Source organism: Segatella baroniae B14, assembly GCF_022024235.1.
Lineage (GTDB): Bacteria > Bacteroidota > Bacteroidia > Bacteroidales > Bacteroidaceae > Prevotella > Prevotella bryantii.
Genome location: NZ_CP091799.1, coordinates 2188450 through 2210141, shown reverse-complemented (window position 1 = coordinate 2210141; position 21692 = coordinate 2188450). Strand labels below are relative to the sequence as shown.

Below are 21692 nucleotides of genomic sequence, written 5' to 3'. Positions count from 1 at the left end.
AGAATGCACTTTTTACATGTCCATAAGATTTGCAAACTATTAATTGGAATAGGGGTTGTACTGTTGTCTGCCAGTTGTGCAGACAACCAGTATGACAACTCTTGTTATTTGATATTCGATAACAGTACAAACAATAATTCCAAAGTTGCAGCGGCTATGACTATCAGTTCAAATGTTTTTGTTACTTTCAGCAAGAAGAGCATTAATGGTAAACCTTACTTTCATATCGAAAGTAATCAAGGCGGTACAGATGATGTAGCTTTTACGTATCAAGATCAACAGAGAGGCTATATTTTTGGCAAAAACAATGGAGTCATTGTTGGTTTTGGTATTTTGGACAATCAATTTAAAGCCTATGACCTTCTTTGCCCTAACTGCTATAACGAGAGTAAATACAAAAATCTTACCGTAAATAGCAACGGACAAACCTATTGCAGCAACTGCAAACGCTATTACGATCTTAGCACGGGACTCGTCGCCAGTGGCGAAGGAGGCAAAGCTATGATACAATATAGAGCTAGCACATCAGGACCAAATGGTACACTTGTTATCAACTAAATATTAAAATTTGTAAATTCATTTGGTAGATTGAATAAATAATCATACCTTTGCAATCGCAAATTTGCGGAAATAGCTCAGTTGGTAGAGCACAACCTTGCCAAGGTTGGGGTCGCGAGTTCGAGTCTCGTTTTCCGCTCAAATTCCTTAAAAGATGGAGCCGCAATGGTGGAATTGGTAGACACGAGGGACTTAAAATCCCTTGGCCAGTAATGGCTGTGCGGGTTCGAGTCCCGCTCGCGGCACAATCTTTTTCCTAAAGAATATTTTATTTTATGAAAAAGATTACCTTTTTATTACTTACCTTTTTTTCTCTATTTCTTTGTTCTTGCGGGATAAAAAGTGACCGTTTTAAAATTAGTGGAAAATTTCTTCACATGAATCAGGCTGAATTTTATATTTACAGCCCAGATGGTGTTATTTCAGGCATTGATACCATTCAGATTTCTGGTGGAGAGATTGATTATGAAATACCTTGCCATAACGAAGGAACATTGGTTATCATATTCCCAAATTTCTCCCAACAACCTATTTTTGCAGAACCTGGTACAAGTGTAACTATCAAAGCTGATGCTTCACATTTAAAAGAATTAAAGGTTGAAGGTTCAGAAGCTAATGAACTAATGAACCACTTCAGAGAGATGATTCTCAATGTATCACCTCCTGAAATGATAAAAAAAGCTGAAATATTTATCAAGGATCATCCAGAATCAATTGTCAGCACTTATCTTGTGCGAACATACTTCCTTGACAAGTCATATCCTGATTATACCAAGGCTGCCGAATTGCTTAAACAGATGGAAGCTGCTCAACCTAAAAATGGATATATAAAGAGAATGACCATAAGTCTTCAACAATTAAAGAATGCCAAGGAGCAAGCTAACCTTCCCCACTTTACAGCCTATGACACTGAGGGAAAAATGTTTGCTAGTAGTACTTTGAGCTCAGCACCTTATGCAGTCATCAATGTTTGGACATCTTCTGATTTCGAAAGTCAAAATCTTCAACGCTTCTTAAAGAGTATACAGCAAAAATCACAGGGAAAACTAAAATTAATGAGCATATGCGTGGATGCCAGCAAAAAAGATTGCCAGCAAACCATGAAAAGAGACTCTATTAATTGGCCTAATATTTGTGACCAAGATATGTTTGATGGCAAAACCATCAAAACATTAGGACTAACATCTTTACCAGGAAACCTCCTACTCAAAGATGGTAAAATCATAGCTCGTGATTTAAAGTCTCAAGACCTTAGAGATAGACTAAATAAGATTTTTCCATAATTTCTTACTACACTTAATAATCCACCCCTATACCATTATATTTACTTAAACAGAAAATTACCAAAAGTGTTAGTTAAAACATATTGTGCTGCAGTAAATGGTTTAAACGTTACTACAGTAACTGTAGAAGTTAGCCTCAACAGAGGTGTAATGTACCACCTAACCGGACTAGGCGATACTGCTGTAAGAGAAAGCAAAGATAGAATATCAGCAGCTATGCAATATAGTGGCTACCATTTCCCAATAGCTGATATAACCGTAAACATGGCACCAGCCGACCTCAAAAAAGAAGGTAGTGGATTTGATTTGCCATTAGCTATTGGAATATTGGCTGCAAATGAAAATATCCCTAGCAATCATCTTCATGAATTTATGCTTGTTGGTGAACTTAGTCTTGATGGTACCTTACAACCCGTTAAGGGTGCATTACCTATAGCCATAAGAGCTAGAGCAGAACATTTCAAGGGCCTAATTGTTCCTGAAGACAATGTAAGAGAAGCTGCAGTCGTTAACAAGTTGGAAGTATACGGCATGAAAAATCTGTTTGACGTAATACAGTTTTTGAGCGATAAACAGGATTTTAAGCCTACTATTGTAGATACTCGAAAAGAATTTTACAAAAATCAATCTAATTATGATTTCGACTACGCTGATGTTCGAGGACAAGAAAATGTAAAAAGAGCACTAGAAGTAGCTGCTGCAGGCGGACATAATCTTATCATGATTGGTCCTCCTGGAAGCGGAAAATCTATGATGGCGAAACGTCTACCATCTATCCTCCCTCCACTAACATTAGCAGAAAGCCTAGAAACCACACAAATACACTCTATTGCCGGAAAATTAAACAAGGGAACGTCACTCATCGCGCAACGACCATTTCGCTCTCCACATCATACAATATCTGAAGTAGCATTAGTTGGAGGTGGTTCTAATCCAATGCCTGGAGAAATCAGCCTTGCACACAATGGAGTCCTCTTCTGCGATGAACTTCCAGAATTTAACAAACATACACTAGAGGTTCTTCGACAGCCATTAGAAGACCGCATCATCAATATCAGTCGTTCTAAATACTCAATAGAATATCCATGTTCTTTTATGTTTATAGCCAGCATGAATCCATGTCCATGTGGTTACTACGGAGATCCTACACATCACTGTGTCTGTACACCTGGGCAGATACAGAAGTATATGAATAAGATTAGTGGTCCTCTACTTGACCGTATCGATATACAGTGTGAAATTCAGGCTATACCATTTAAAGACCTATCAAAAGCCGAGCCAGGAGAATCAAGTGCACAAATACGAGAACGCGTCATGAAAGCAAGGGCCATTCAGACTGAACGTTTCAAAGATTCTAAACTGATACACTGCAATGCACAGATGACAGACCGAATGATTCACCAGTACTGTGAGCTCGATGCTGAAACCTTGAATATCCTACAGACTGCTATGGAACGGCTTAATCTTTCTGCACGTGCCTATAGTCGCATTCTGAAAGTTGCACGCACCATTGCCGACCTTGCCGGCTCGGAGAAAGTACAGTCCATGCACATCGCCGAGGCCATCGGATATCGTAATCTTGACCGAGGCGATTGGGCTGAGAGAGGATTATAAGTTTGGTAGTTTGTTAAATAATTTGTACTTAGCATGCACAATGAATATCAAAAGAATAATTATATAAGTATTTTCGGAGTATTGCCATCTTTGCAACCAGCATTTGCACAAGGTAATGGCGAGCTTGATTACTACTGACAATGGACTTGAATTTGCTTCGCATGAGAAGATAACCAAGAGTATTGGAGTTCCTGTCTATTTTACTGATCCATACTCCTCGTGGCAGAAAGGATCTGTTGAGAATATCAATGGATTAATCAGGCAGTATATACCGAAATCAACAACGTTTGAACACATAAGTCAACAACAAATTACAAAGATAATGGAGAAAATTAACAACAGACCAAGAGTAAAACTTAATTTTTCAACACCAAAAGAGTGTTTTATGAAGAATATAAGCTAAATTTGCACTTGCTTGTTGAATTCGCGTATTATAATCAAAGCGAAATCGTTGGAAGCACAATTGATGGACCATCTTCGATATAATGGAGGACTTCGTGATTCTATAACAGATGAGCTAGACCGTAAACTTGCACAGTGTTCTCAGGACTTGAGGAATACACACAGGACTCAAGAAACAGATAAATTACGTCGCAAGTGGAATAAAACCAAGGAAGAGATAGATAGTTTAAAACAAAATCTAATAATCATGAAAAGCGATATGAGAATACTTCAAAAAACATTGACAGTAGTAGTCATGTTTATCGTGGCTATTAATGCTAACGCATACCGTTGGCAATCTCCGTATGCCTATTGTAACAACAATCCTGTTAAATTTATTGATCCGGATGGGCGAGATGGTATAATAAGTATTTATGGTAATACTATTACAATTGCAGCAAACATATATTTATATGGAAATGGTGCAACAAAATCAGTTATGCAACAAATGCAGAATGATATTAATAATATATGGGGTGGAAAGCATTCTATAAGTCATAGCGGAAGAGCATATAACGTATATTTCGACATTAAGTTGGGCTTATTTGGCGGTCAGGAAAGGAGCAACCCATTTGTCATTGCCGACTCTTGGAATCCTTTTAGTCGTAATAATTACATCCAAGTTTCTGAAGATTGTGAAAGATCATATGTTAGTGGATACGATGAAGGGCAATGGCGTAGTTTGGGACGAAACGGAAGGAGTTTGTCAAAGGACGATCCTGCTCCTCACGAAGTAGGACATATATTAGGGCTTCCTGATCAATATACAGATGAAAATGGTCCAAACAAAGGATGGGAAAACAATATTATGGGAAATAGTATGAATGGTACAATCGACAACAGAAATATAACTGACATCCTTAAAACTGTATGGAATGAATATGATAAATGGATAAAAGAAGGCAATAAAGGAGAATTCAAATATGAGATTAATCCATAAAAGCAAGCCAAGTTATAGACTTCTCATCCTGTGTATTGTAGATATAATTGTAATCTTTGGGATTATTTGGAATGAAGGTCGGATCCAATATGAACCATTGCCAGATTATAATCTTACTAAGGATGCAAAAACACTTCCATTAATTTCTGAAACATACAATGCCATCGTTTTAACTATTATTACAAATATAATAGTGATGATTATTGAAACTAAAAAGAAGTACACCCAAATAAGAGATAAATATGATCTATCGATTTTGGCTTTGTATGTCATTATTGTTGTTGGTTGCTTGTCTTATGGATATATTCATATTTCATCAAGAATGGAAGGAGGGGTCATAAACGAATATAACTATTTGTTCCGATTTCCAATTATGCTGTTCGGAAAGGATGCTTTTACAAGCTTAGTAACTGTTATTAATCTTTATGTATCATTATGTGTTATTCATATTTGCACTTGCATTATTTATGTAATTAAGTGTATGTCCACTACCAAGATATAACATATTAATAAAATGGTATTTGGTCTGATTGCGTTTAATAATCCCTCACCAAAATCGTATATTTGTGTTGTGGCATTAGTTGGAAGTGGTTCTAATCCAATGCCCGGAGAAATCAGCCTTGCACACAATGGTGTTCTCTTCTGCGATAAACTTCCCGAATTTAACAAACATACACTAGAGGTTCTTCGACAGCCATTAGAAGACCGCATCATCAATATAAGTCGTTCTAAATACTCAATAGAGTATCCATGTTCTTTTATGTTTATAGCCAGCATGAATCCATGCCCATGTGGTTATTACGGAGATCCCACACATCACTGTGTCTGTACACCAGGGCAGATACAGAAGTATATGAATAAGATTAGTGGTCCTCTACTTGACCGTATCGATATACAGTGTGAAATTCAGGCTATACCATTTAAAGACCTATCAAAAGCCGAGCCAGGAGAATCAAGTGCACAAATACGAGAACGCGTCATGAAAGCAAGGGCCATTCAGACTGAACGTTTCAAAGATTCTAAACTAATACACTGCAATGCACAGATGACAGACCGAATGATTCACCAGTACTGTGAGCTCGATGCTGAAACCTTGAATATCCTACAGACTGCTATGGAACGGCTTAATCTTTCTGCACGTGCCTATAGTCGCATTCTGAAAGTTGCACGCACCATTGCCGACCTTTCCAGTTCAGAGAAAATACAATCTATGCATATCGCTGAAGCCATCGGGTATCGCAATTTGGATAGAAGCGACTGGGCGGAGAGAGGATTATAATAGTATGCCACCATATACTACAGTCATACTCATGCCGAAAGTTACTTTTTATCCATTTACTCATCAAATTCTTTGCAAAAAACATTCACGGTACAGAAGATTTCGATGTTTTTGACAAATTCGGGAGCGTTTATACCCAAGTAAACGACTCTATAATAACATATTGCACAAAGAAAAGAAAAAACATGAAGTAAAATTAAAACAGATTACATTTACAGATGGGAAAAATGTACTGATGGACTATTTAAAGAAAGAGTATTATAAGCCTGGACCAAGTGATGATGATTACCCTTATAGGGTGTTTTTCTTCATTTTTTTGACTCTAGGTTAAAAAACAAAGAAGATAGAGGCTGTGTGTTACCACTGAATCAATATACAGAACCCAAGAAGAAACGTGTTAAACAATATATTACAGGACTACAAAAGACTAAAAACAGATGGAAGAAAAAATCAAGCCAAAAGTGGTATGAATATTCTTTTAGTTTTGTTACAGATGAATACAACTAATATGTAAAGAAAGCATTAAAGAATACCGAATTTTATTGACATAAACCATTTTGTAGCTTGCATATTTGTAGGGAGTATGCTAGTACACATCAAATATGCAAATTTTGCAGTATATCATATCTAGCTGAATATCAGCATGTTATTCAGATGCAACTTAATTGATTTGAAAGAAGCTTGGCAATAACATAGGTTTTGCATGTTAAAAAACATAGTGTTTAGGCAATAATAACATAGTGTTTATTGGCACAAATATATGCTTTTACCCATTAATAGCTATATTTTTTCCGAAAGTGAGGGTAGAACATAGTAGCAAGATACAAAATAGTCAGACCAAAGTTGAAGATTTCGAGCTAGATGACGATTTCTGGCGGCCATGTTTTTTTGATATTTTATTTAACAGTTTACCTATTATAGATTGTAGAAAGCAGATCGACTATTATCGTTGTGACAGAATACGGTGTATCTATATCATCTTTTACACACTATTTTAAGTGCTCATATAATTCATAAGTAAGCTGCATTATCTTACCATAAAATAAGATTATCTCAATTATTTGTTGTAACTTTACCATCAAAATTAAACTTATAGACAATGAAGAAGATATTTAACCTTGTTGCTGCAGCTATAATGGTTTTCACCATGAGCAACTGTAGCACAAAACAAATGGCCACAACAACTACAGCACCTGCTGTTGACACAACAGCTATCATTCAAGTAGAAGCCAACCGCGAATTTCTTTCTATTGCAGAAGCTCTTCAGATGATGCAAGACCCGAGTGTAGCCGAAAAGATTCTGCCCAAATATGGCTATCAATTCAAAAAGAATTATGAAATCTATCGTGTCAATAAATATAAGGCCATGTTCTATAAAAACTGTACACTTCCTAAACAAACTAGTACAGGTGCATATCTCGACTTGCCAAAAGCCCAGAAGAAAGGTACATCTAGCTATGTAGCAATCAGCGAAAATGTAGAAATCGGTGTATATAATAATAAAGCCTACGAGAATCTGGTAAATCAAATTTTAGGAACACCAGGTTTCACATTAGCTCACGATGGTTACGAACAGGAATATAGCAATGGAACTTACAGTATCTATACCTATAATCCAATGCGAAGAATTAGAATTGAAAAAACACTGTAAAAGAGTCTCTAGACCTCACAAAATGAGAGCATTTTTTGGTCATGTCTCTGATTTATAGTACTTTTGCAATCAAAAAGCAATATATCAAAAACATTAATGGAACAGAAGAATTACAAGCGTACAACCGTTACAGCAGCTTTACCATATGCTAATGGTGGTGTACATATTGGTCATCTTGCAGGTGTATACGTTCCTGCAGATATCTACGTCCGTTACCTTCGCCTCAAGAAGAAGGATGTTATCTTCATCGGTGGTTCTGACGAGCACGGTGTGCCTATTACAATTCGTGCCAAAAAGGAAGGCATAACTCCACAGGATGTATGTGACCGCTATCACAAGATTATCAAGGAAAGTTTCGAGGAGTTTGGTATCAGTTTCGATATTTATAGCCGCACTACTTCTGAAACTCACAACAAATTGGCTTCAGACTTCTTTAAGAAGCTTTATGACGAGGGTAAACTCATTGAGAAAGATTCTGATCAGTACTATGATGAAGAAGCACATCAATTCCTCGCTGACCGTTATATCATGGGCGAATGTCCTCATTGTCATAATCCTAAGGCATACGGTGACCAATGTGAGAAATGTGGTAGTGATTTGAGTCCTATGGAACTGATTAACCCATATTCTACCATCTCTGGTTCTAAGCCTGTTATCAAGACTACCAAGAACTGGTATTTACCTTTGAACGAATATCAGGAATGGTTGAAACAGTGGATTCTAGAAGGCCACAAAGAATGGCGTCCTAATGTTTACGGACAATGCAAGAGCTGGCTCGACATGGACTTGCAGCCACGTGCCATGACCCGCGACTTAGACTGGGGTATCCCTGTACCTGTAGAAGGTGCTGATGGCAAAGTCTTGTATGTTTGGTTTGATGCACCTATCGGCTACATCTCTAACACCAAGGAACTTTGCGACAAAGAGCCTGAAAAATTTGGCAATTGGGAGCAATGGTGGAAAGATCCAGAAACTCGTCTAGTTCACTTCATCGGCAAAGATAACATTGTATTCCATTGCGTTATCTTCCCTACTATGTTGAAGGCTCATGGCGACTATATCTTACCAGATAACGTTCCTGCTAACGAGTTCTTGAATTTGGAAAATGACAAGATTTCAACTTCTAGAAACTGGGCTGTATGGTTGGATGAGTACTTGAAAGACTTTCCTGGCAAACAGGATGTGCTTCGATATGTTCTTACTGCCAATGCTCCTGAAACAAAAGATAATAACTTCACATGGAAAGATTTCCAAGAGCGCAATAACTCTGAATTGGTTGCAATCTATGGCAACTTCGTAAACCGTGCTCTTCAACTTACCAAGAAATACTGGAATGGTATAGTACCAGCTTGCGGCGAATTACAGGAAGTTGATAAGAATGCTATCCAGGAATTCAAGGATGTTAAAGAGAAAATGGAAGCATTCCTCGATATCTTTAAATTCCGTGAAGCTCAGAAAGAGGCAATGAATCTCGCTCGTATCGGCAATAAGTATATTACAGAATGCGAGCCTTGGAAGGTGTGGAAAACAGACCCTAAACGTGTTGAGACTATTCTCTACATCTCACTACAATTGGTTGCTAACCTAGCTATCGCCTTCGAACCATTCTTGCCTTTCAGCAGTAAAGATCTTCGTCAACTTATCAATCTTAACAGTTTTGACTGGTCAGAACTTGGTAGCACCGAGTTACTCAAACCAGGCCACCAGTTGGCAGAACCGCATCTACTTTTCGAGAAGATTGAGGACGAGACTATCAATGCTCAGCTACAGAAACTCGAAGATACCAAGAAGGCTAATGAGGCTGCAGCTGCAGCTGCAAATTATAAAGCACTACCTGTCAAGGAGAATATCCCATTCGAAGACTTCGAGAAACTTGATATCCGTGTAGGCCATATTAAGGATTGCCAGAAAGTGAAAAAGAGCAATAAACTGCTTCAATTCACTATTGACGATGGCAGTGGTCAAGATAGAACGATCCTTTCTGGAATCGCAAAATTCTATAATCCAGAGGATCTCATAGGCAAAGATGTTCTCTTCGTAGCTAACTTTGCTCCACGTAAGATGATGGGTATCGAAAGTCAGGGCATGATTCTTAGCGCTGTCAATTTCGATGGCAGTCTTACAGTTACCTCAACCTTAGGTTCTGTTAAGCCAGGCAGTCAAGTAGGATAAACATATCACTCATAAATATAGTTCAGGCCGAATTCCATCATGGATTTCGGCCTATTTTACATTTAATAATTCATGTTTCTCACTTTAGTCATCAGTTTCTTCACATTTATAGAACTCAATTGCGAAAACCTCTTCGACACCCAGCATGATTCCTTAAAAAACGACATAGAATTTACACCAAAAGGAAGTTATCACTGGACTAAGACGCGATACTGGCACAAACTTAACCACATTAGCCAAGAACTTATTGCCCTAGGAGAAGACTCCATACAAGGTTGGCAATTGCCCGATATGGTAGCATTATGCGAAGTAGAAAACGATAGTGTACTCCGAGATTTGACCAAACGCTCATTACTTCGAAAAGCACGATACGAGTATTTTATCACCCAATCACCTGACACTAGAGGTATCGATGTTGCTCTTATGTATCAACCTATTAGCTTCAGACCAATACGACATTACTCCATTCGTATAAAACCACTTCCAGACATGCGACCTACACGAGACATTCTATATGTCTGTGGTCAAAATCTAACAGATGATACCTTACATATTTTTGTGGTACACGCCCCTAGTCGATTAGGTGGAGAAAAAAAATCACGTCACCACCGCCTACTAGTTGCCCATTACCTTACCAACGCAATAGATTCCATCAAAGCCTTATCAACTCAAGCCAAAATCATAGTCGCTGGAGATTTTAACGATTACTCTCATTCTCTTTCGCTAGACAGCATTAACAGTCATGGTATGATAGAAATATCAGAAAATGCTCATGGAGCCCATAGAGCGAAAGGAACATATCGCTATCACGGTCTCTGGGGAAGTCTTGATCATATTATATGCAGCAATAACATGGCTCCATTAGCAGATACATGCTATATAGGAGACTTACCATTTCTACTCGAAGAAGATACAACGTATGGATCTGTGCATCCCAAAAGATGCTATTTAGGTCCTAGATATCAAAATGGATACAGTGACCATTTACCACTAGTTGCAAGATTTAGATACGAAGAAAAGCATAGGTAATATCTAAGAATATCAGTATGGGATTATGAAAAAAGAGAATTTTATTTGTAAAAGCGATTGATTTATTGTATCTTTGCATTTATAAAATTAGGGTTCCATAGTTTAATGGATAGAACGGAGGTTTCCTAAACCTTTGATCCGAGTTCGATTCTCGGTGGAATCACTTTTAATCAAAAGAGGTCGTGTCTTCATAGCAGACACGACCTCTTTTGATATTAAAAACCTCCCTCCAAAGAAGAGGGAGGATAACGATTAAGCTTTTACTTCTTCAACTGTCACAGATGCCTTATCTTGTTCTGCTTCAATTTTCTTACCCAATACCAAGTAAGCAACAGGAGAAGCTATGAAGATAGAAGACAAAGTACCAATAATAACACCAATAATCATAGCAAAAGCGAAGCTACGAATACTGTCACCACCAAGAATAAAGATAGATACCAATACTATCAAAGTAGATATAGAAGTATTAATGGTACGTGAAAGTGTCTCATTAATAGAGTTGTTAAACAATGCTTGGATGTCTACACGAGACATACGATTTTTGTTATTATTCAAATTCTCACGGATACGGTCGAATACAACCACAGAGTCATTGATATCATAACCGATAACTGTCAGAATAGCACCAATAAACGTTTGATCTATTTCAAGTGAGAAACCTATCCAACCATAGCACAAAGAGAAGAAACCGATTACGATAGTTGTATCAAGAATCAAACCTGCTGTTGCACCTGCAGAGAAACCAATGTTACGGAAACGTAACAAAATATACAAGAAGATGAATATGATAGCCAATACAACACTAACAATAGCACCATAAGTAATATCTTTAGCAACAGATGGACCAACTTTAGCACTGCTAATGATAGAACCACCCTCACGAATATCAGGGTTCTTGAATGATTCAACATTTGCTTGGCTTACAAAATTACCCTTTTTCAATGCATTGAAGAGGATTGTTTCAGCCTTATCATCTTCTAATGGATCAGTACTGTCAATGTTATAATTAGTAGATACACGAATAGTCTTGCCATCTGTACCCAAAGCAATAACACTAGTAGTAGCTGTCTTACCCGCATCTGGTCCTACAGTATTAACAAAAGCATCACCTAAAACCTCACGAACGTCCTCAACTTCTACTGTCTTATCAAGAGCTACAACGTAGTTACGACCACCTGTAAAATCAATACTCTGGCTCAAACCACGAACTGCAAAACTAATAACACAAATAAAGATTGCGACACCCCATACAGTGAAACTCTTCTTGTACATACCCATGAAGTTGTAACTAGAGCCCTGCATCATGCTCTTACTGAAACCTGTATAGAACTTCAGATTAAGCCATTTTCCACTCTTCACACGATTTTCATAAACCAAACGAGTCAAGAATACTGCAGTGAAGAAAGATACTACAATACCAATAATCCAAGTAGTAGCAAAGCCACGAATTGGACCAGTACCTGTAGTCAACAGGATAATACCTGTAATCAAAGATGTCAAGTTGGAGTCGAAGATTGCAGAGAAAGCATTCTTGTAACCTGCTTCAAGAGCCTCACGAAGGCCCTTACCCATACGCATCTCTTCCTTGATACGCTCATAGATTAACACATTAGCATCTACTGCTGTACCCAAAGTTAACACCATACCAGCGATACCAGGCATAGTCAAGGCACTTTGGAAAGAAGCAAGAACACCAAGTGTGAAGAAAAGATTAGCAATCAAAGCACCATTAGCAACCATACCTGGGATGAAGTCATACATAAGAACCATGTAGACCATCAAAAGTACGAAAGCAACAGCGAATGAAATAAGTCCCTGCTGAATAGACTGAGCACCCAATGTAGGACCAACAACATCTTCCTGAACAATATGAGCAGGAGCTGGCATACGACCAGACTTCAATGTATTAGACAAGTCCTTGGTCTCCTCAATAGTGAAGTTACCACTAATCTGAGAGTTACCTCCATCAATTTCCTGATTTACTCGAGGAGCTGAGTAAACAACACCATCAAGCACAATAGCCACAGCCTTACCTTGGTTAGCCTTAGTCAACTGAGCCCATTTGCGAGCGCCCTCTGTATTCATCTGCATGCTAACAACAGGATTAGAGAACTGGTCGAACTCATCTTTAGCATCTGTGATAACATCGCCCTCTAACGGTGCTCGACCGGTAGAAGTAGTTACCTTCAAAGCATACAACTCATAGATATTCTTTACATTCTGCAAGTTTGCTGGTTTAGCACTCCACAGCAAACGAACATCTGAAGGAAGAATCTGTTTAGCAATCTGAGAATTAATAATCTTATTAATAGCAGCTGTATCACGAACGTTAGCATAACCTACAAGAGCTAAACTATTCTGACCTGTTGTCTGAAGAACAGCCAACAAAGGATGTTGCTTCTTTGCTGCCTCAATCTGAGCTGTTTCACTCTTAGGAGCGACGTCTTTCTTAGCAGCACCAGCTAGTTTGAACTTAGGTTCGGCTTTTTTTGTAACTGGAGCAGTACTCTTAGCTGAGTCCTTGGCTGTAGTATCAGTAGCAGTTTCACCACCATTAGCAAAGCGCTGGTCAACCTGATTCAAATAAGGAATAATTTCTTCAGCATTATAAGTCTCCCAAAACTCCAAGTTAGCACTACCTTGAAGAAGTTTACGCATACGTTCAGGCTCACGGATACCAGGCATTTCTACCATAATACGACCTTGCTGGCCCTCAAGCTTTTGAATATTAGGCTGAACTACACCGAACTTATCAATACGAGTACGAACAACATTGAAAGAGTTATCAATTGCAGCTTGAACTTCCGAACGAATAGCATTTTCTACCTCAACATCAGAACTCTGAGGAGAAACCTTACCCTGCATCTGCTGCGTAGCAAAAACCTCTGCCAACTTATGACCAGGAGCAACACGATGATAAGCATCAATAAATAACTTAATGAAATCGCCCTGGCTGTTCATATGCTCAGCTTTAGCGTCTTTCATAGCTTTTGTGAACGCAGCGTCTGTCTTGTGATCAGCCAGTGTTTCAATAACATCTGGTACAGAAATCTCAAGAATGACGTTCATACCACCCTTCAAGTCAAGACCAAGACCAATCTGTGTCTCCAAGCAATTCTTGTATGAATATACTCCAAGATACTTAACAGAATCCTTGTAGTCCTGCTGTGCGATAGGATCTTTAATCTTAGCAGCTTCACTGTCGAAATAGCTTGTTGCAACAGAGAATGAAAGATAAAAGATACTGGCAAGTGTCAAAAGGACGGCAGTAACAATTACAATTCCTTTGTTTTGCATTTTCTTGTTATGATTTTATTGTTTATTTGTTTTTCGCGACATTACTCAATGTAGACGTGCAAAAATACCATTTTTTTCTCATAATGAAAAATTTATAGCGTCTTATTATTTATTTTTTATGGTTTTGGGCGCTTTTTCAACCAACATGATATCGGATAATGGTCTGAAAGTTTAATTTTGTTATCTACGTTACATTGAAATGGCTCCCAGTCTGAAGTGCACATGATATTATCTATGCGCACAAAAAATCCTCCTTTGTGGTAGCTTATACCTGGACCAAATCCACTTTCTATGTAGCAGTCTATCAACTTTTTCACAATTGTATGATGCGTATAGGATATCGGTCCATCATTGAAATCCCCACACAGTATAATACTCTCATGCTGATGATGTTCTATAAATTCAGATACAGCATCAGCTTCTACAGCACGTTTAGCACTAGACTCTCCAAGCCTAGTTATAATAAGTTTTGATGTTGACTTCGCTACATGATGATCCATTTCTCCTTTCATCATCAACTTAAATCCCTTACGCTCATCTTGACTTAAGCCGGTTGTTTCCAAATGATTATTGATTATCCACACCGAATCTTCATCAATTGTTACGCGATAAGCTACTGAAAAGTTTCCTTTTGAAGGATAATTAATACGTACAGAATCGACTATCGGAAACTTACTATACAAGGCTATCGTCTCACTATTGCTTGAACTATGATGTGAATATTGCTTATAAGGATAAATTTTATCAAGCACAGAATCGATATTGGCCTGACCAATTTCCTGACATCCTGCTTCCTGCAGACACAAAATATCAGGATGCTGTTTTTTAATATACTGCAAAATACCGTTACTAGTGCCTGGACTATTCCAACCAGCAAACAGAAACACATTATACGACATCACACGGATGGCCCCTTTGGGAACTTCATGCTTGATATTCAAAGGAGCATATTCTCTTACAGGAACATAGCAAATCAAAAAACCAACTATAGGAATCCATACCTTTCGCCTTTGGAATAAAAGCCAAAAAAAGAGAAAGGTTAAATTAATTAAGATAAAAACAGGAAAAGAAAGTCCAATATTGGATAGTACAGGAAAGCTTACAGGATTGACACGATCAGAGAATCCAATCAAAAACATCAACAAAATGGTGGCAATATTTGCACCTGCCACCATCTGAATTGTTACTTTTTTTAATTTCCCAAACATATTGAGGAATACGTATTATTTACGATTACTCTGATTAAAAAGTTTCTGTTTTTCTTCTGTTGTCAGACTATCATATCCACTCTTACGTATTTTATCAAGAATACGATCGACCTCATCTTGTTCCTTCGCTTGACGAGCATTATACTCCCAATCACTTTCATGCGTACTTGTTTGAGTTGAAGTCTGACTGTCACGATAATTTTCTGTTTTCCTATTCTGATGTTGCTCCCACCTACTGCGTAGATTGCTAAAAAGATGTTCACCACTTGAACGACCATACATTTGTGAAGAATCGACAGATGGATGACGATACCAGTAACGTATCAATAAGAAGCCGAACAACATACCTCCCAAATGTGCAAAATGAGCAACACTATCACCAGGAGTAGACAAAGCTGAGAATAATTCTATAACAACATATCCCACAACAAACCACTTGGCTTTAATAGGGATAGGCAAAGGGAAAATAAAGATTCTCTCTTCAGGGAAAATCATACCAAAAGCAAGCAAGATAGCATAAACAGCACCAGAAGCACCTACAGTAGTCCACTGATTCAGCACCTCACTGCTATTATGTGCAACTTCAAATATATCCGAAAAAGAAAAGGCAGGTAATTGTTCACTAGCCATATAATAAAGCTGCGCAAATTGTACGATTTCTTGCAAGATGCCTGCACCAACACCAGTGAAGATATAATAAAACAGAAATTTTTTAGGTCCCCATACACGCTCAACGACACAGCCAAACATCCATAAAGCAAACATATTAAAGATAATATGCTGCCACCCTGCATGCATAAACATATAGGTAACCAATTGATATACTTGAAAATCTGGCGCCAAGAAGAAATGTAATCCACAAATATCATTTAAATTTATTCCAAATCTCTGAAGCCCCATCATTGCTAAGAATGCCAAGACATTAATAATTAGCAGATTCTTTGTAATTGTTGGAATGCGCATATATTATTTTATACTTTTATCTTATTAATAAGCGCAAAAATACGAAAATAAATCGTGAATAAGTAGAAAACAAAGACCAATAGAGTTTTTTTTCGTCTTTTTTTTCAATTTTCCAACAAATTTGTTTGATTTATCAAAGGAATATTCTATATTTGTCAACAAAATCAACAAATTTAAACCAATTAAAATTGAAAATTATGAATAAGACAGAATTGATTGACAAAATTGCAGAAAAGGCAGGTTTGTCCAAAGCTGATTCTAAGAAAGCATTTGAGTCTACAGTAGCAGCTATAAAGGAAGCTCTTGCAGAGAATGATAAGGTTCAGCTCATCGGTTTCGGTACATTCAGTGTAACTTCACGTCCTGCTCGTGAAGGTATTAATCCTTCTACTAAGGCAAAGATTCAGATTCCTGCTAAGAACGTTATTAAGTTCAAGGCTGGTGCTGAACTTTCTGATGCAGTAAATAAGTAATTTATCAAAAATTATACATAAAAAAGGCAACCCTAAATAGAGTTGCCTTTTTCATTTTTGTATATTGTTAATTATTTAGGCTGTTTGCCAATATAAGCCAAAATACCTCCATCTACATAGAGTACATGACCGTTTACGAAATCAGAAGCATCTGATGCCAAGAAAACAGCAGGTCCCATCAAGTCTTCTGGTGTACCCCAACGTGCTGCTGGTGTCTTACTTATAATAAAGTTATCAAATGGGTGACGGCTTCCATCTGCCTGTGGTTCTCGAAGAGGAGCGGTCTGAGGAGTAGCAATATAACCAGGGCCAATACCATTACACTGGATATTATATTCACCAAATTCTGAGCAAATGTTACGGGTTAACATTTTCAGACCACCTTTAGCTGCAGCATATGCACTCACTGTCTCACGACCAAGTTCACTCATCATAGAACAAACATTGATAATTTTACCATGACCTTTCTTCTTCATACCAGGAATAACAGCCTTTGATACGATAAAAGGTGCATTCAAGTCGATATCAATCACCTGACGGAACTCTTCTACAGTCATTTCATCCATAGGAATTCTCTTGATGATACCAGCATTGTTGACGAGAATATCTATAATACCAAGTTCCTTCTCGATGTCAGCAACCATTTTCTGTACATCAGCCTCGTTAGTTACATCACAGATATACCCCTTAGCCTCAATACCTTTAGCCTTATAATCAGCAAGAGCCTGATCCATATGCTTCTGACTACGACAATTGAATGCGATTTTAGCACCAGCCTTTGCATAAGCTTCTGCAATTGCGAATCCAATACCATAAGCTGCACCTGTTACGAGAGCAACCTTACCTTCAAGGGAGAAATTCTTTGAGAATGTATCCATTTTGATTTTGTTTTAAAGTTGTATAATTGATTATTTTAAGTCTATAATTTCAAAAAAATCCTGATCATTATAATCTAGATTTTCTCCGCCCATACCCCAAATAAAAGTATAATTATGAGTTGCTGCAGCACTGTGTATACTCCACTCAGGTGAGAACACAGCTTGATTACCTTTCATCCATATATGACGTGTTTCTTGTGGTTCGCCCATTATGTGACAGACAGCTTGATCATTAGGTAGTTCAAAATAGAAATAGGCTTCCATTCTTCGACTATGCACATGAGCTGGCATCGTGTTCCATACACTTCCTGGCTCCAGTTCTGTCATACCCATTTGCAACTGGCAGGTAGGCAATACTTGGTTCACAATCATCTTATTAATGGTACGCTCGTTACTGGTTTCCAAATTACCTACATGTACACTTATAGCATCAGCCTTAGTTACCTTTCGACAAGGATAGGCGCAATGAGCTGTAGTACTATTAAAATAGAACAGAGCCGGATGGGTTTTATCTTTACTTTCAAACGTTACATCACGATCGCCACGCCCTATATAGAGAGCTTCTTTGCTGGCAAGTTCAAATATTTCATCACCTACTCGCACAATGCCATCACCATCACCTACATTAAAGATTCCAAGTTCTCGACGGGAAGTAAAATATGGTGCCTTCAGTGGACTAATAGCCTCTAATACTAAGATCTCGTTTACAGGCTTTACACCACCCACTATCATACGGTCGTACATAGAATACACCATATTGACTTCATCATCTACAAAAAGGGTTTCTACCAGGAATTCCTGCCGCAATCTTTCTGTATCATAGGCTTTAGCATCAGCAGGATTAGCAGCATATCTTAACTCATAGTTTGTTTGCATAAATATCTGATTTGTTTATGCAAAGATAATAAAATTAATGATGAATGTAAAAAAAGAGTGGAAGAAAAAAAGAAAAAAGTCGAATAGTAAATTCTATTCGACTTTTCCAGGTTGTCCCAGGCGGATTCGAACCACCACTGACAGAACCAAAAACTGTAGTGCTACCATTACACCATAGGACAATCTTTGTTAATTGCAGCGCAAAGGTAGTGTTTTTTTTCTCCACCACCAAATTTTTACGCAACTTTCTTTATTTTACTGTAATCAAATAGTAATTTTTCTTACCTCGCTGTACAAGCAAGTACTTACCATCTATCAAATCTTCAGCTGTTACAGCCTGATCAAAAGCTGTTAATTTCTCCTTATTAAGAGATACACCACCTCCTTTAACAAGCTTTCTCATTTCGCTCTTACTTGGGAAAATATCCATTCCCTCCTGATTAAAGAGATCTACAGCTGTACCACCAAGTTGTGATTTATCGATAGTATAGTGTGGCACATCCTTAAACACATCGTTTAGGGTTGCCTCATCAAGCTGAGCCAAAGAATCTTTAGTAGCTTTACCGAAAAGAATATTACTTGCAGCAATAGCCATATCAAGATCTTCCTTAGAATGAACCATAGTAGTAACCTCTTCTGCAAGACGGCGCTGAAGCGTACGGCGACCTGGATCTTGCTTATGCTCTTCTACAAGGGCATTAATCGTATCTTGATCAAGATCGGTAAAAATTTTGATATAACGTTCAGCATCATCATCAGTTACATTCAACCAGAACTGGTAGAAAGCATATGGTGTAGTACGGTTACGATCCAACCACACATTACCACTTTCTGTCTTACCAAACTTCTTACCATCAGCTTTAGTAATAAGTGGACATGTAAGACAAAATGCCTGAGCCTCACTACCCAAAGTACGGCGAATAAGCTCTGTACCAGTAGTCATATTACCCCACTGATCGTTACCACCCAATTGTAGGCGTACACCATAGTTTTGATATTGATACAAGAAATCGTAACCCTGAAGTAACTGATAAGTAAACTCTGTGAAGCTTAGACCATCGCGTGCAGTACCATTAAGACGCTGCTGTACACTATCCTTAGCCATCATATAGTTGACCGTGATGTGCTTACCTACCTCACGAGCAAAGTCAAGGAAAGTAAAATCTTTCATCCAGTCATAGTTGTTTACCATTTCAGCCTTATTAGGAGCAGTTCCATCGAAATCAAGGAACTTTGAAACCTGTTTTTTAATAGCTTCCTGGTTGTGATACAAAGTTTCAGTATCTAGAAGATTACGTTCTTGACTTTTACCAGAAGGGTCACCTATCATACCCGTAGCACCACCTACCAAGAGGTAAGGCTTATGGCCACAACGCTGCAAATGACGAAGCATCATAATACCACAAAGGTGACCGATATGAAGAGAATCAGCAGTAGGGTCTGTACCCAGATAAGCTGATGTCATATTCTCCATCAAATACTCTTCAGTACCAGGCATGATCTGAGCCAGCATACCACGCCATTTCAGTTCTTCTACAAAGTTTTTCATTTAAACTAATTTTTGAAGCCCGTAAAGGCTATATTATCTATCAATTGTCGGGGCGCCTGTAGAGGACAACTTACGGCACTGGATCATAACCACTGCCACCCCATGGATTACATCTTAAGATTCGCCAAATAGCAAGCACCAACCCTTTAATTGGACCATGCTTCAGCAAAGCCTGCCTTGCATATTCCGAACATGTTGGTGTAAACCGACACGAAGGTGGTGTATATGGAGTTATGAATTTTTGATAAAATAGAATTGGCAACAACAAAAGTCTCACCAGCCCTAATGATATATAGTGTACTATCTTTTTCAAGATATTCATAAACTTTCACCTATACGATGCAATAGATTTTTCATTTTATACTCCACCAATGATGAAGGTGCCAATTCATCAGAAAGCCAAATAAAAGCCATTGCCAACTTTTTATCAGTCTTTTTCTCCATTTCTTTCCAGACGATATCCTTATTCTTTCGATAAGCTTCTCGTACTTGTCGCTTCACGCGATTACGCTTTACAGCTCGCTTAAAGCATTTCTTGGGTACACTAATCAGGAAATTTACCTGCATGTCGCCCTCTGCTCTATCAAATTGTCGGTATACAACTCTTAAGGGATAAGCAGACATCGATTTGCTTTCCCCATGTACAAAGAGTTGTTCCAACAGTTTCAAACTGCATATCCGCTCTTCTTTACACAATGTAAATGCTTCGGATTCTGCCATAATTATTTACCTTCCTTCAAAAATGCCTTCAACGCACTACTCATAGATGGGTGTTCTTTAGTAGGAGCCTGCATATCCAAACGAAGACCTTCGTCGCCTACAGTCTGTGCAGTAGTGGTACCAAATGTTCCTATCTTGATATCACCCTGTTCAAAATCAGGAAAATTCTTCTTAAGAGCCTTTACTCCTGTAGGACTGAAAAATAGCAGCATATCATAATCGAAAGCTTTCTTTTCTTCTTCAGTAAAGTCATTACTTACGGTACGGTACATGATGCACTCCTTATGATTCAACCCCTTACTATCAAGCAATGTCTTAACATCATCATTTTGGTGAGCACTACTCATAGGAATTAGGTATTTTTCATCCTTATGCTTCATCATCAATGGTACCAAATCAGCCAGTTTACCTGTATTACCAAAGAATACTTTGCGCTTGCGATACTGTACATACTTTTGGATGTAAAATGCGATATTCTCAATAACACAGAAATATTTCATATCCTCAGGAATTGTAACTCGCAAATCCTTAGCCAACTTGAAGAAGTTATCAATAGCATGACGAGATGTAAAGACTACCGCAGTATAATCTAAAATATTAATCTTCTGCTGACGAAATTCTTTAGAAGTAAGTCCTTCCACTTTAAAAAATGGGTGGAAATCACACTTAACATTGAATTCTTTTTCAATATCAAAGTATGGTGACTTTTCACTCGTAGGCTTAGGCTGTGATATTAAAATTTTCTTTATCATCGTAGTGTC

General features: G+C 38.0%; 18 protein-coding genes, 4 tRNA genes and 1 pseudogene. 13 read left to right on the top strand and 10 right to left on the bottom strand.

The features are described 5' to 3' along the window. The first annotated feature begins 3 nt into the window (after positions 1-3). From L6469_RS09450 to L6469_RS09395, 12 genes and pseudogenes are all read left to right on the top strand, one after another. On the top strand, positions 4-558 hold the full coding sequence (locus L6469_RS09450; protein ID WP_074548103.1) for a hypothetical protein: 555 nt from the start codon (positions 4-6) through the stop codon (positions 556-558). A gap of 66 nt (positions 559-624) precedes the next feature. Further along, positions 625-697 (top strand) — tRNA-Gly (locus L6469_RS09445). A 20-nt stretch (positions 698-717) separates the two neighbouring features. Continuing rightward, positions 718-803 (top strand) — tRNA-Leu (locus tag L6469_RS09440). A gap of 30 nt (positions 804-833) precedes the next feature. Next, on the top strand, positions 834-1841 hold the full coding sequence (locus L6469_RS09435) for a DUF4369 domain-containing protein (RefSeq protein WP_006282695.1): 1008 nt from the start codon (positions 834-836) through the stop codon (positions 1839-1841). Positions 1842-1907: 66 nt separating this feature from the next. Next, a complete protein-coding gene (locus L6469_RS09430) occupies positions 1908-3455 on the top strand; it encodes a YifB family Mg chelatase-like AAA ATPase (protein ID WP_006282696.1) in 1548 nt (515 codons plus the stop codon). A 106-nt stretch (positions 3456-3561) separates the two neighbouring features. After that, positions 3562-3858 (top strand): annotated as a pseudogene (locus L6469_RS09425) (IS30 family transposase); the annotation flags it as partial. 48 nt (positions 3859-3906) lie between these two features. Beyond that, positions 3907-4836, top strand: a complete 930-nt coding sequence (locus L6469_RS09420; RefSeq protein ID WP_143067129.1) for a hypothetical protein — start codon at positions 3907-3909, stop codon at positions 4834-4836. 505 nt (positions 4837-5341) lie between these two features. Next, positions 5342-6115 (top strand): YifB family Mg chelatase-like AAA ATPase, encoded by a 774-nt coding sequence (locus L6469_RS09415; RefSeq protein WP_317208545.1) that lies wholly within the window; start codon positions 5342-5344, stop codon positions 6113-6115. 1099 nt (positions 6116-7214) lie between these two features. Next, positions 7215-7766 carry a hypothetical protein gene (locus L6469_RS09410; protein WP_027453275.1) on the top strand — a complete coding sequence of 184 codons (552 nt, stop codon included), beginning with the start codon at positions 7215-7217 and terminating at the stop codon, positions 7764-7766. Between the two features lie 96 nt (positions 7767-7862). Next, complete coding sequence (gene metG / locus L6469_RS09405; RefSeq protein WP_006282703.1) at positions 7863-9938, top strand: methionine--tRNA ligase; 2076 nt, start codon at positions 7863-7865, stop codon at positions 9936-9938. A gap of 72 nt (positions 9939-10010) precedes the next feature. Next, positions 10011-10967 carry an endonuclease/exonuclease/phosphatase family protein gene (locus L6469_RS09400; RefSeq protein ID WP_074802947.1) on the top strand — a complete coding sequence of 319 codons (957 nt, stop codon included), beginning with the start codon at positions 10011-10013 and terminating at the stop codon, positions 10965-10967. Positions 10968-11058: 91 nt separating this feature from the next. Further along, a tRNA-Arg gene (locus tag L6469_RS09395) sits at positions 11059-11130 on the top strand. A gap of 89 nt (positions 11131-11219) precedes the next feature. Here L6469_RS09395 and secDF read toward each other — a convergent pair. The 3 genes from secDF to L6469_RS09380 all read right to left on the bottom strand — a co-directional run bounded on the left by secDF (position 11220) and on the right by L6469_RS09380 (position 16435). Continuing rightward, positions 11220-14264 carry a protein translocase subunit SecDF gene (secDF, locus tag L6469_RS09390; protein ID WP_006281177.1) on the bottom strand — a complete coding sequence of 1015 codons (3045 nt, stop codon included), beginning with the start codon at positions 14262-14264 and terminating at the stop codon, positions 11220-11222. A 116-nt stretch (positions 14265-14380) separates the two neighbouring features. After that, positions 14381-15472 (bottom strand): endonuclease/exonuclease/phosphatase family protein, encoded by a 1092-nt coding sequence (locus L6469_RS09385; RefSeq protein WP_039869340.1) that lies wholly within the window; start codon positions 15470-15472, stop codon positions 14381-14383. Between the two features lie 15 nt (positions 15473-15487). Then, positions 15488-16435, bottom strand: a complete 948-nt coding sequence (locus tag L6469_RS09380) for a rhomboid family intramembrane serine protease (RefSeq protein ID WP_006281179.1) — start codon at positions 16433-16435, stop codon at positions 15488-15490. Positions 16436-16632: 197 nt separating this feature from the next. On the opposite strand from L6469_RS09380, the gene L6469_RS09375 reads away from it, so the two are divergent. Beyond that, positions 16633-16908: an HU family DNA-binding protein gene (locus L6469_RS09375; protein WP_027453269.1), complete on the top strand. Its 276-nt coding sequence runs from the start codon at positions 16633-16635 to the stop codon at positions 16906-16908. Between the two features lie 71 nt (positions 16909-16979). Here L6469_RS09375 and L6469_RS09370 read toward each other — a convergent pair whose 3' ends face one another. The 7 genes from L6469_RS09370 to L6469_RS09340 form a co-directional block, all read right to left on the bottom strand. Then, positions 16980-17786: a gluconate 5-dehydrogenase gene (locus L6469_RS09370; RefSeq protein ID WP_006281181.1), complete on the bottom strand. Its 807-nt coding sequence runs from the start codon at positions 17784-17786 to the stop codon at positions 16980-16982. A 30-nt stretch (positions 17787-17816) separates the two neighbouring features. Continuing rightward, a complete protein-coding gene (kduI, locus tag L6469_RS09365; RefSeq protein WP_006281182.1) occupies positions 17817-18662 on the bottom strand; it encodes a 5-dehydro-4-deoxy-D-glucuronate isomerase in 846 nt (281 codons plus the stop codon). Between the two features lie 111 nt (positions 18663-18773). Beyond that, a tRNA-Gln gene (locus L6469_RS09360) sits at positions 18774-18844 on the bottom strand. A 68-nt stretch (positions 18845-18912) separates the two neighbouring features. After that, the gene (tyrS, locus tag L6469_RS09355) at positions 18913-20211 is read right to left on the bottom strand and encodes a tyrosine--tRNA ligase (protein WP_006281183.1); all 1299 of its coding nucleotides are present in this window, start codon (positions 20209-20211) and stop codon (positions 18913-18915) included. A gap of 70 nt (positions 20212-20281) precedes the next feature. Then, positions 20282-20533, bottom strand: coding sequence for a membrane protein insertion efficiency factor YidD (gene yidD, locus L6469_RS09350; protein WP_074548095.1), 252 nt, complete (start codon positions 20531-20533; stop codon positions 20282-20284). Next, the gene (locus L6469_RS09345; protein WP_027453265.1) at positions 20530-20931 is read right to left on the bottom strand and encodes a ribonuclease P protein component; all 402 of its coding nucleotides are present in this window, start codon (positions 20929-20931) and stop codon (positions 20530-20532) included. The genes yidD and L6469_RS09345 overlap by 4 nt, the downstream gene beginning before the upstream one ends. A 2-nt stretch (positions 20932-20933) precedes the next feature. Then, entirely contained in the window at positions 20934-21683 is a 750-nt protein-coding gene (locus L6469_RS09340) for a uroporphyrinogen-III synthase (RefSeq protein WP_006281185.1), read from the bottom strand. Between the last annotated feature and the right edge of the window lie 9 nt (positions 21684-21692).

Bases quoted from the DNA above. Each gene is read 5' to 3' on its own strand.
- L6469_RS09340 (WP_006281185.1), bottom strand. From the start codon at position 21,683: ATGATAAAGAAAATTTTAATATCACAGCCTAAGCCTACGAGTGAAAAG.
- secDF (WP_006281177.1), bottom strand. From the start codon at position 14,264: ATGCAAAACAAAGGAATTGTAATTGTTACTGCCGTCCTTTTGACACTT.
- L6469_RS09435 (WP_006282695.1), top strand. From the start codon at position 834: ATGAAAAAGATTACCTTTTTATTACTTACCTTTTTTTCTCTATTTCTT.
- L6469_RS09345 (WP_027453265.1), bottom strand. From the start codon at position 20,931: ATGGCAGAATCCGAAGCATTTACATTGTGTAAAGAAGAGCGGATATGC.
- L6469_RS09385 (WP_039869340.1), bottom strand. From the start codon at position 15,472: ATGTTTGGGAAATTAAAAAAAGTAACAATTCAGATGGTGGCAGGTGCA.
- L6469_RS09400 (WP_074802947.1), top strand. From the start codon at position 10,011: ATGTTTCTCACTTTAGTCATCAGTTTCTTCACATTTATAGAACTCAAT.
- metG (WP_006282703.1), top strand. From the start codon at position 7,863: ATGGAACAGAAGAATTACAAGCGTACAACCGTTACAGCAGCTTTACCA.
- L6469_RS09375 (WP_027453269.1), top strand. From the start codon at position 16,633: ATGAATAAGACAGAATTGATTGACAAAATTGCAGAAAAGGCAGGTTTG.
- L6469_RS09370 (WP_006281181.1), bottom strand. From the start codon at position 17,786: ATGGATACATTCTCAAAGAATTTCTCCCTTGAAGGTAAGGTTGCTCTC.
- kduI (WP_006281182.1), bottom strand. From the start codon at position 18,662: ATGCAAACAAACTATGAGTTAAGATATGCTGCTAATCCTGCTGATGCT.
- L6469_RS09410 (WP_027453275.1), top strand. From the start codon at position 7,215: ATGAAGAAGATATTTAACCTTGTTGCTGCAGCTATAATGGTTTTCACC.
- L6469_RS09450 (WP_074548103.1), top strand. From the start codon at position 4: ATGCACTTTTTACATGTCCATAAGATTTGCAAACTATTAATTGGAATA.
- yidD (WP_074548095.1), bottom strand. From the start codon at position 20,533: ATGAATATCTTGAAAAAGATAGTACACTATATATCATTAGGGCTGGTG.
- tyrS (WP_006281183.1), bottom strand. From the start codon at position 20,211: ATGAAAAACTTTGTAGAAGAACTGAAATGGCGTGGTATGCTGGCTCAG.
- L6469_RS09380 (WP_006281179.1), bottom strand. From the start codon at position 16,435: ATGCGCATTCCAACAATTACAAAGAATCTGCTAATTATTAATGTCTTG.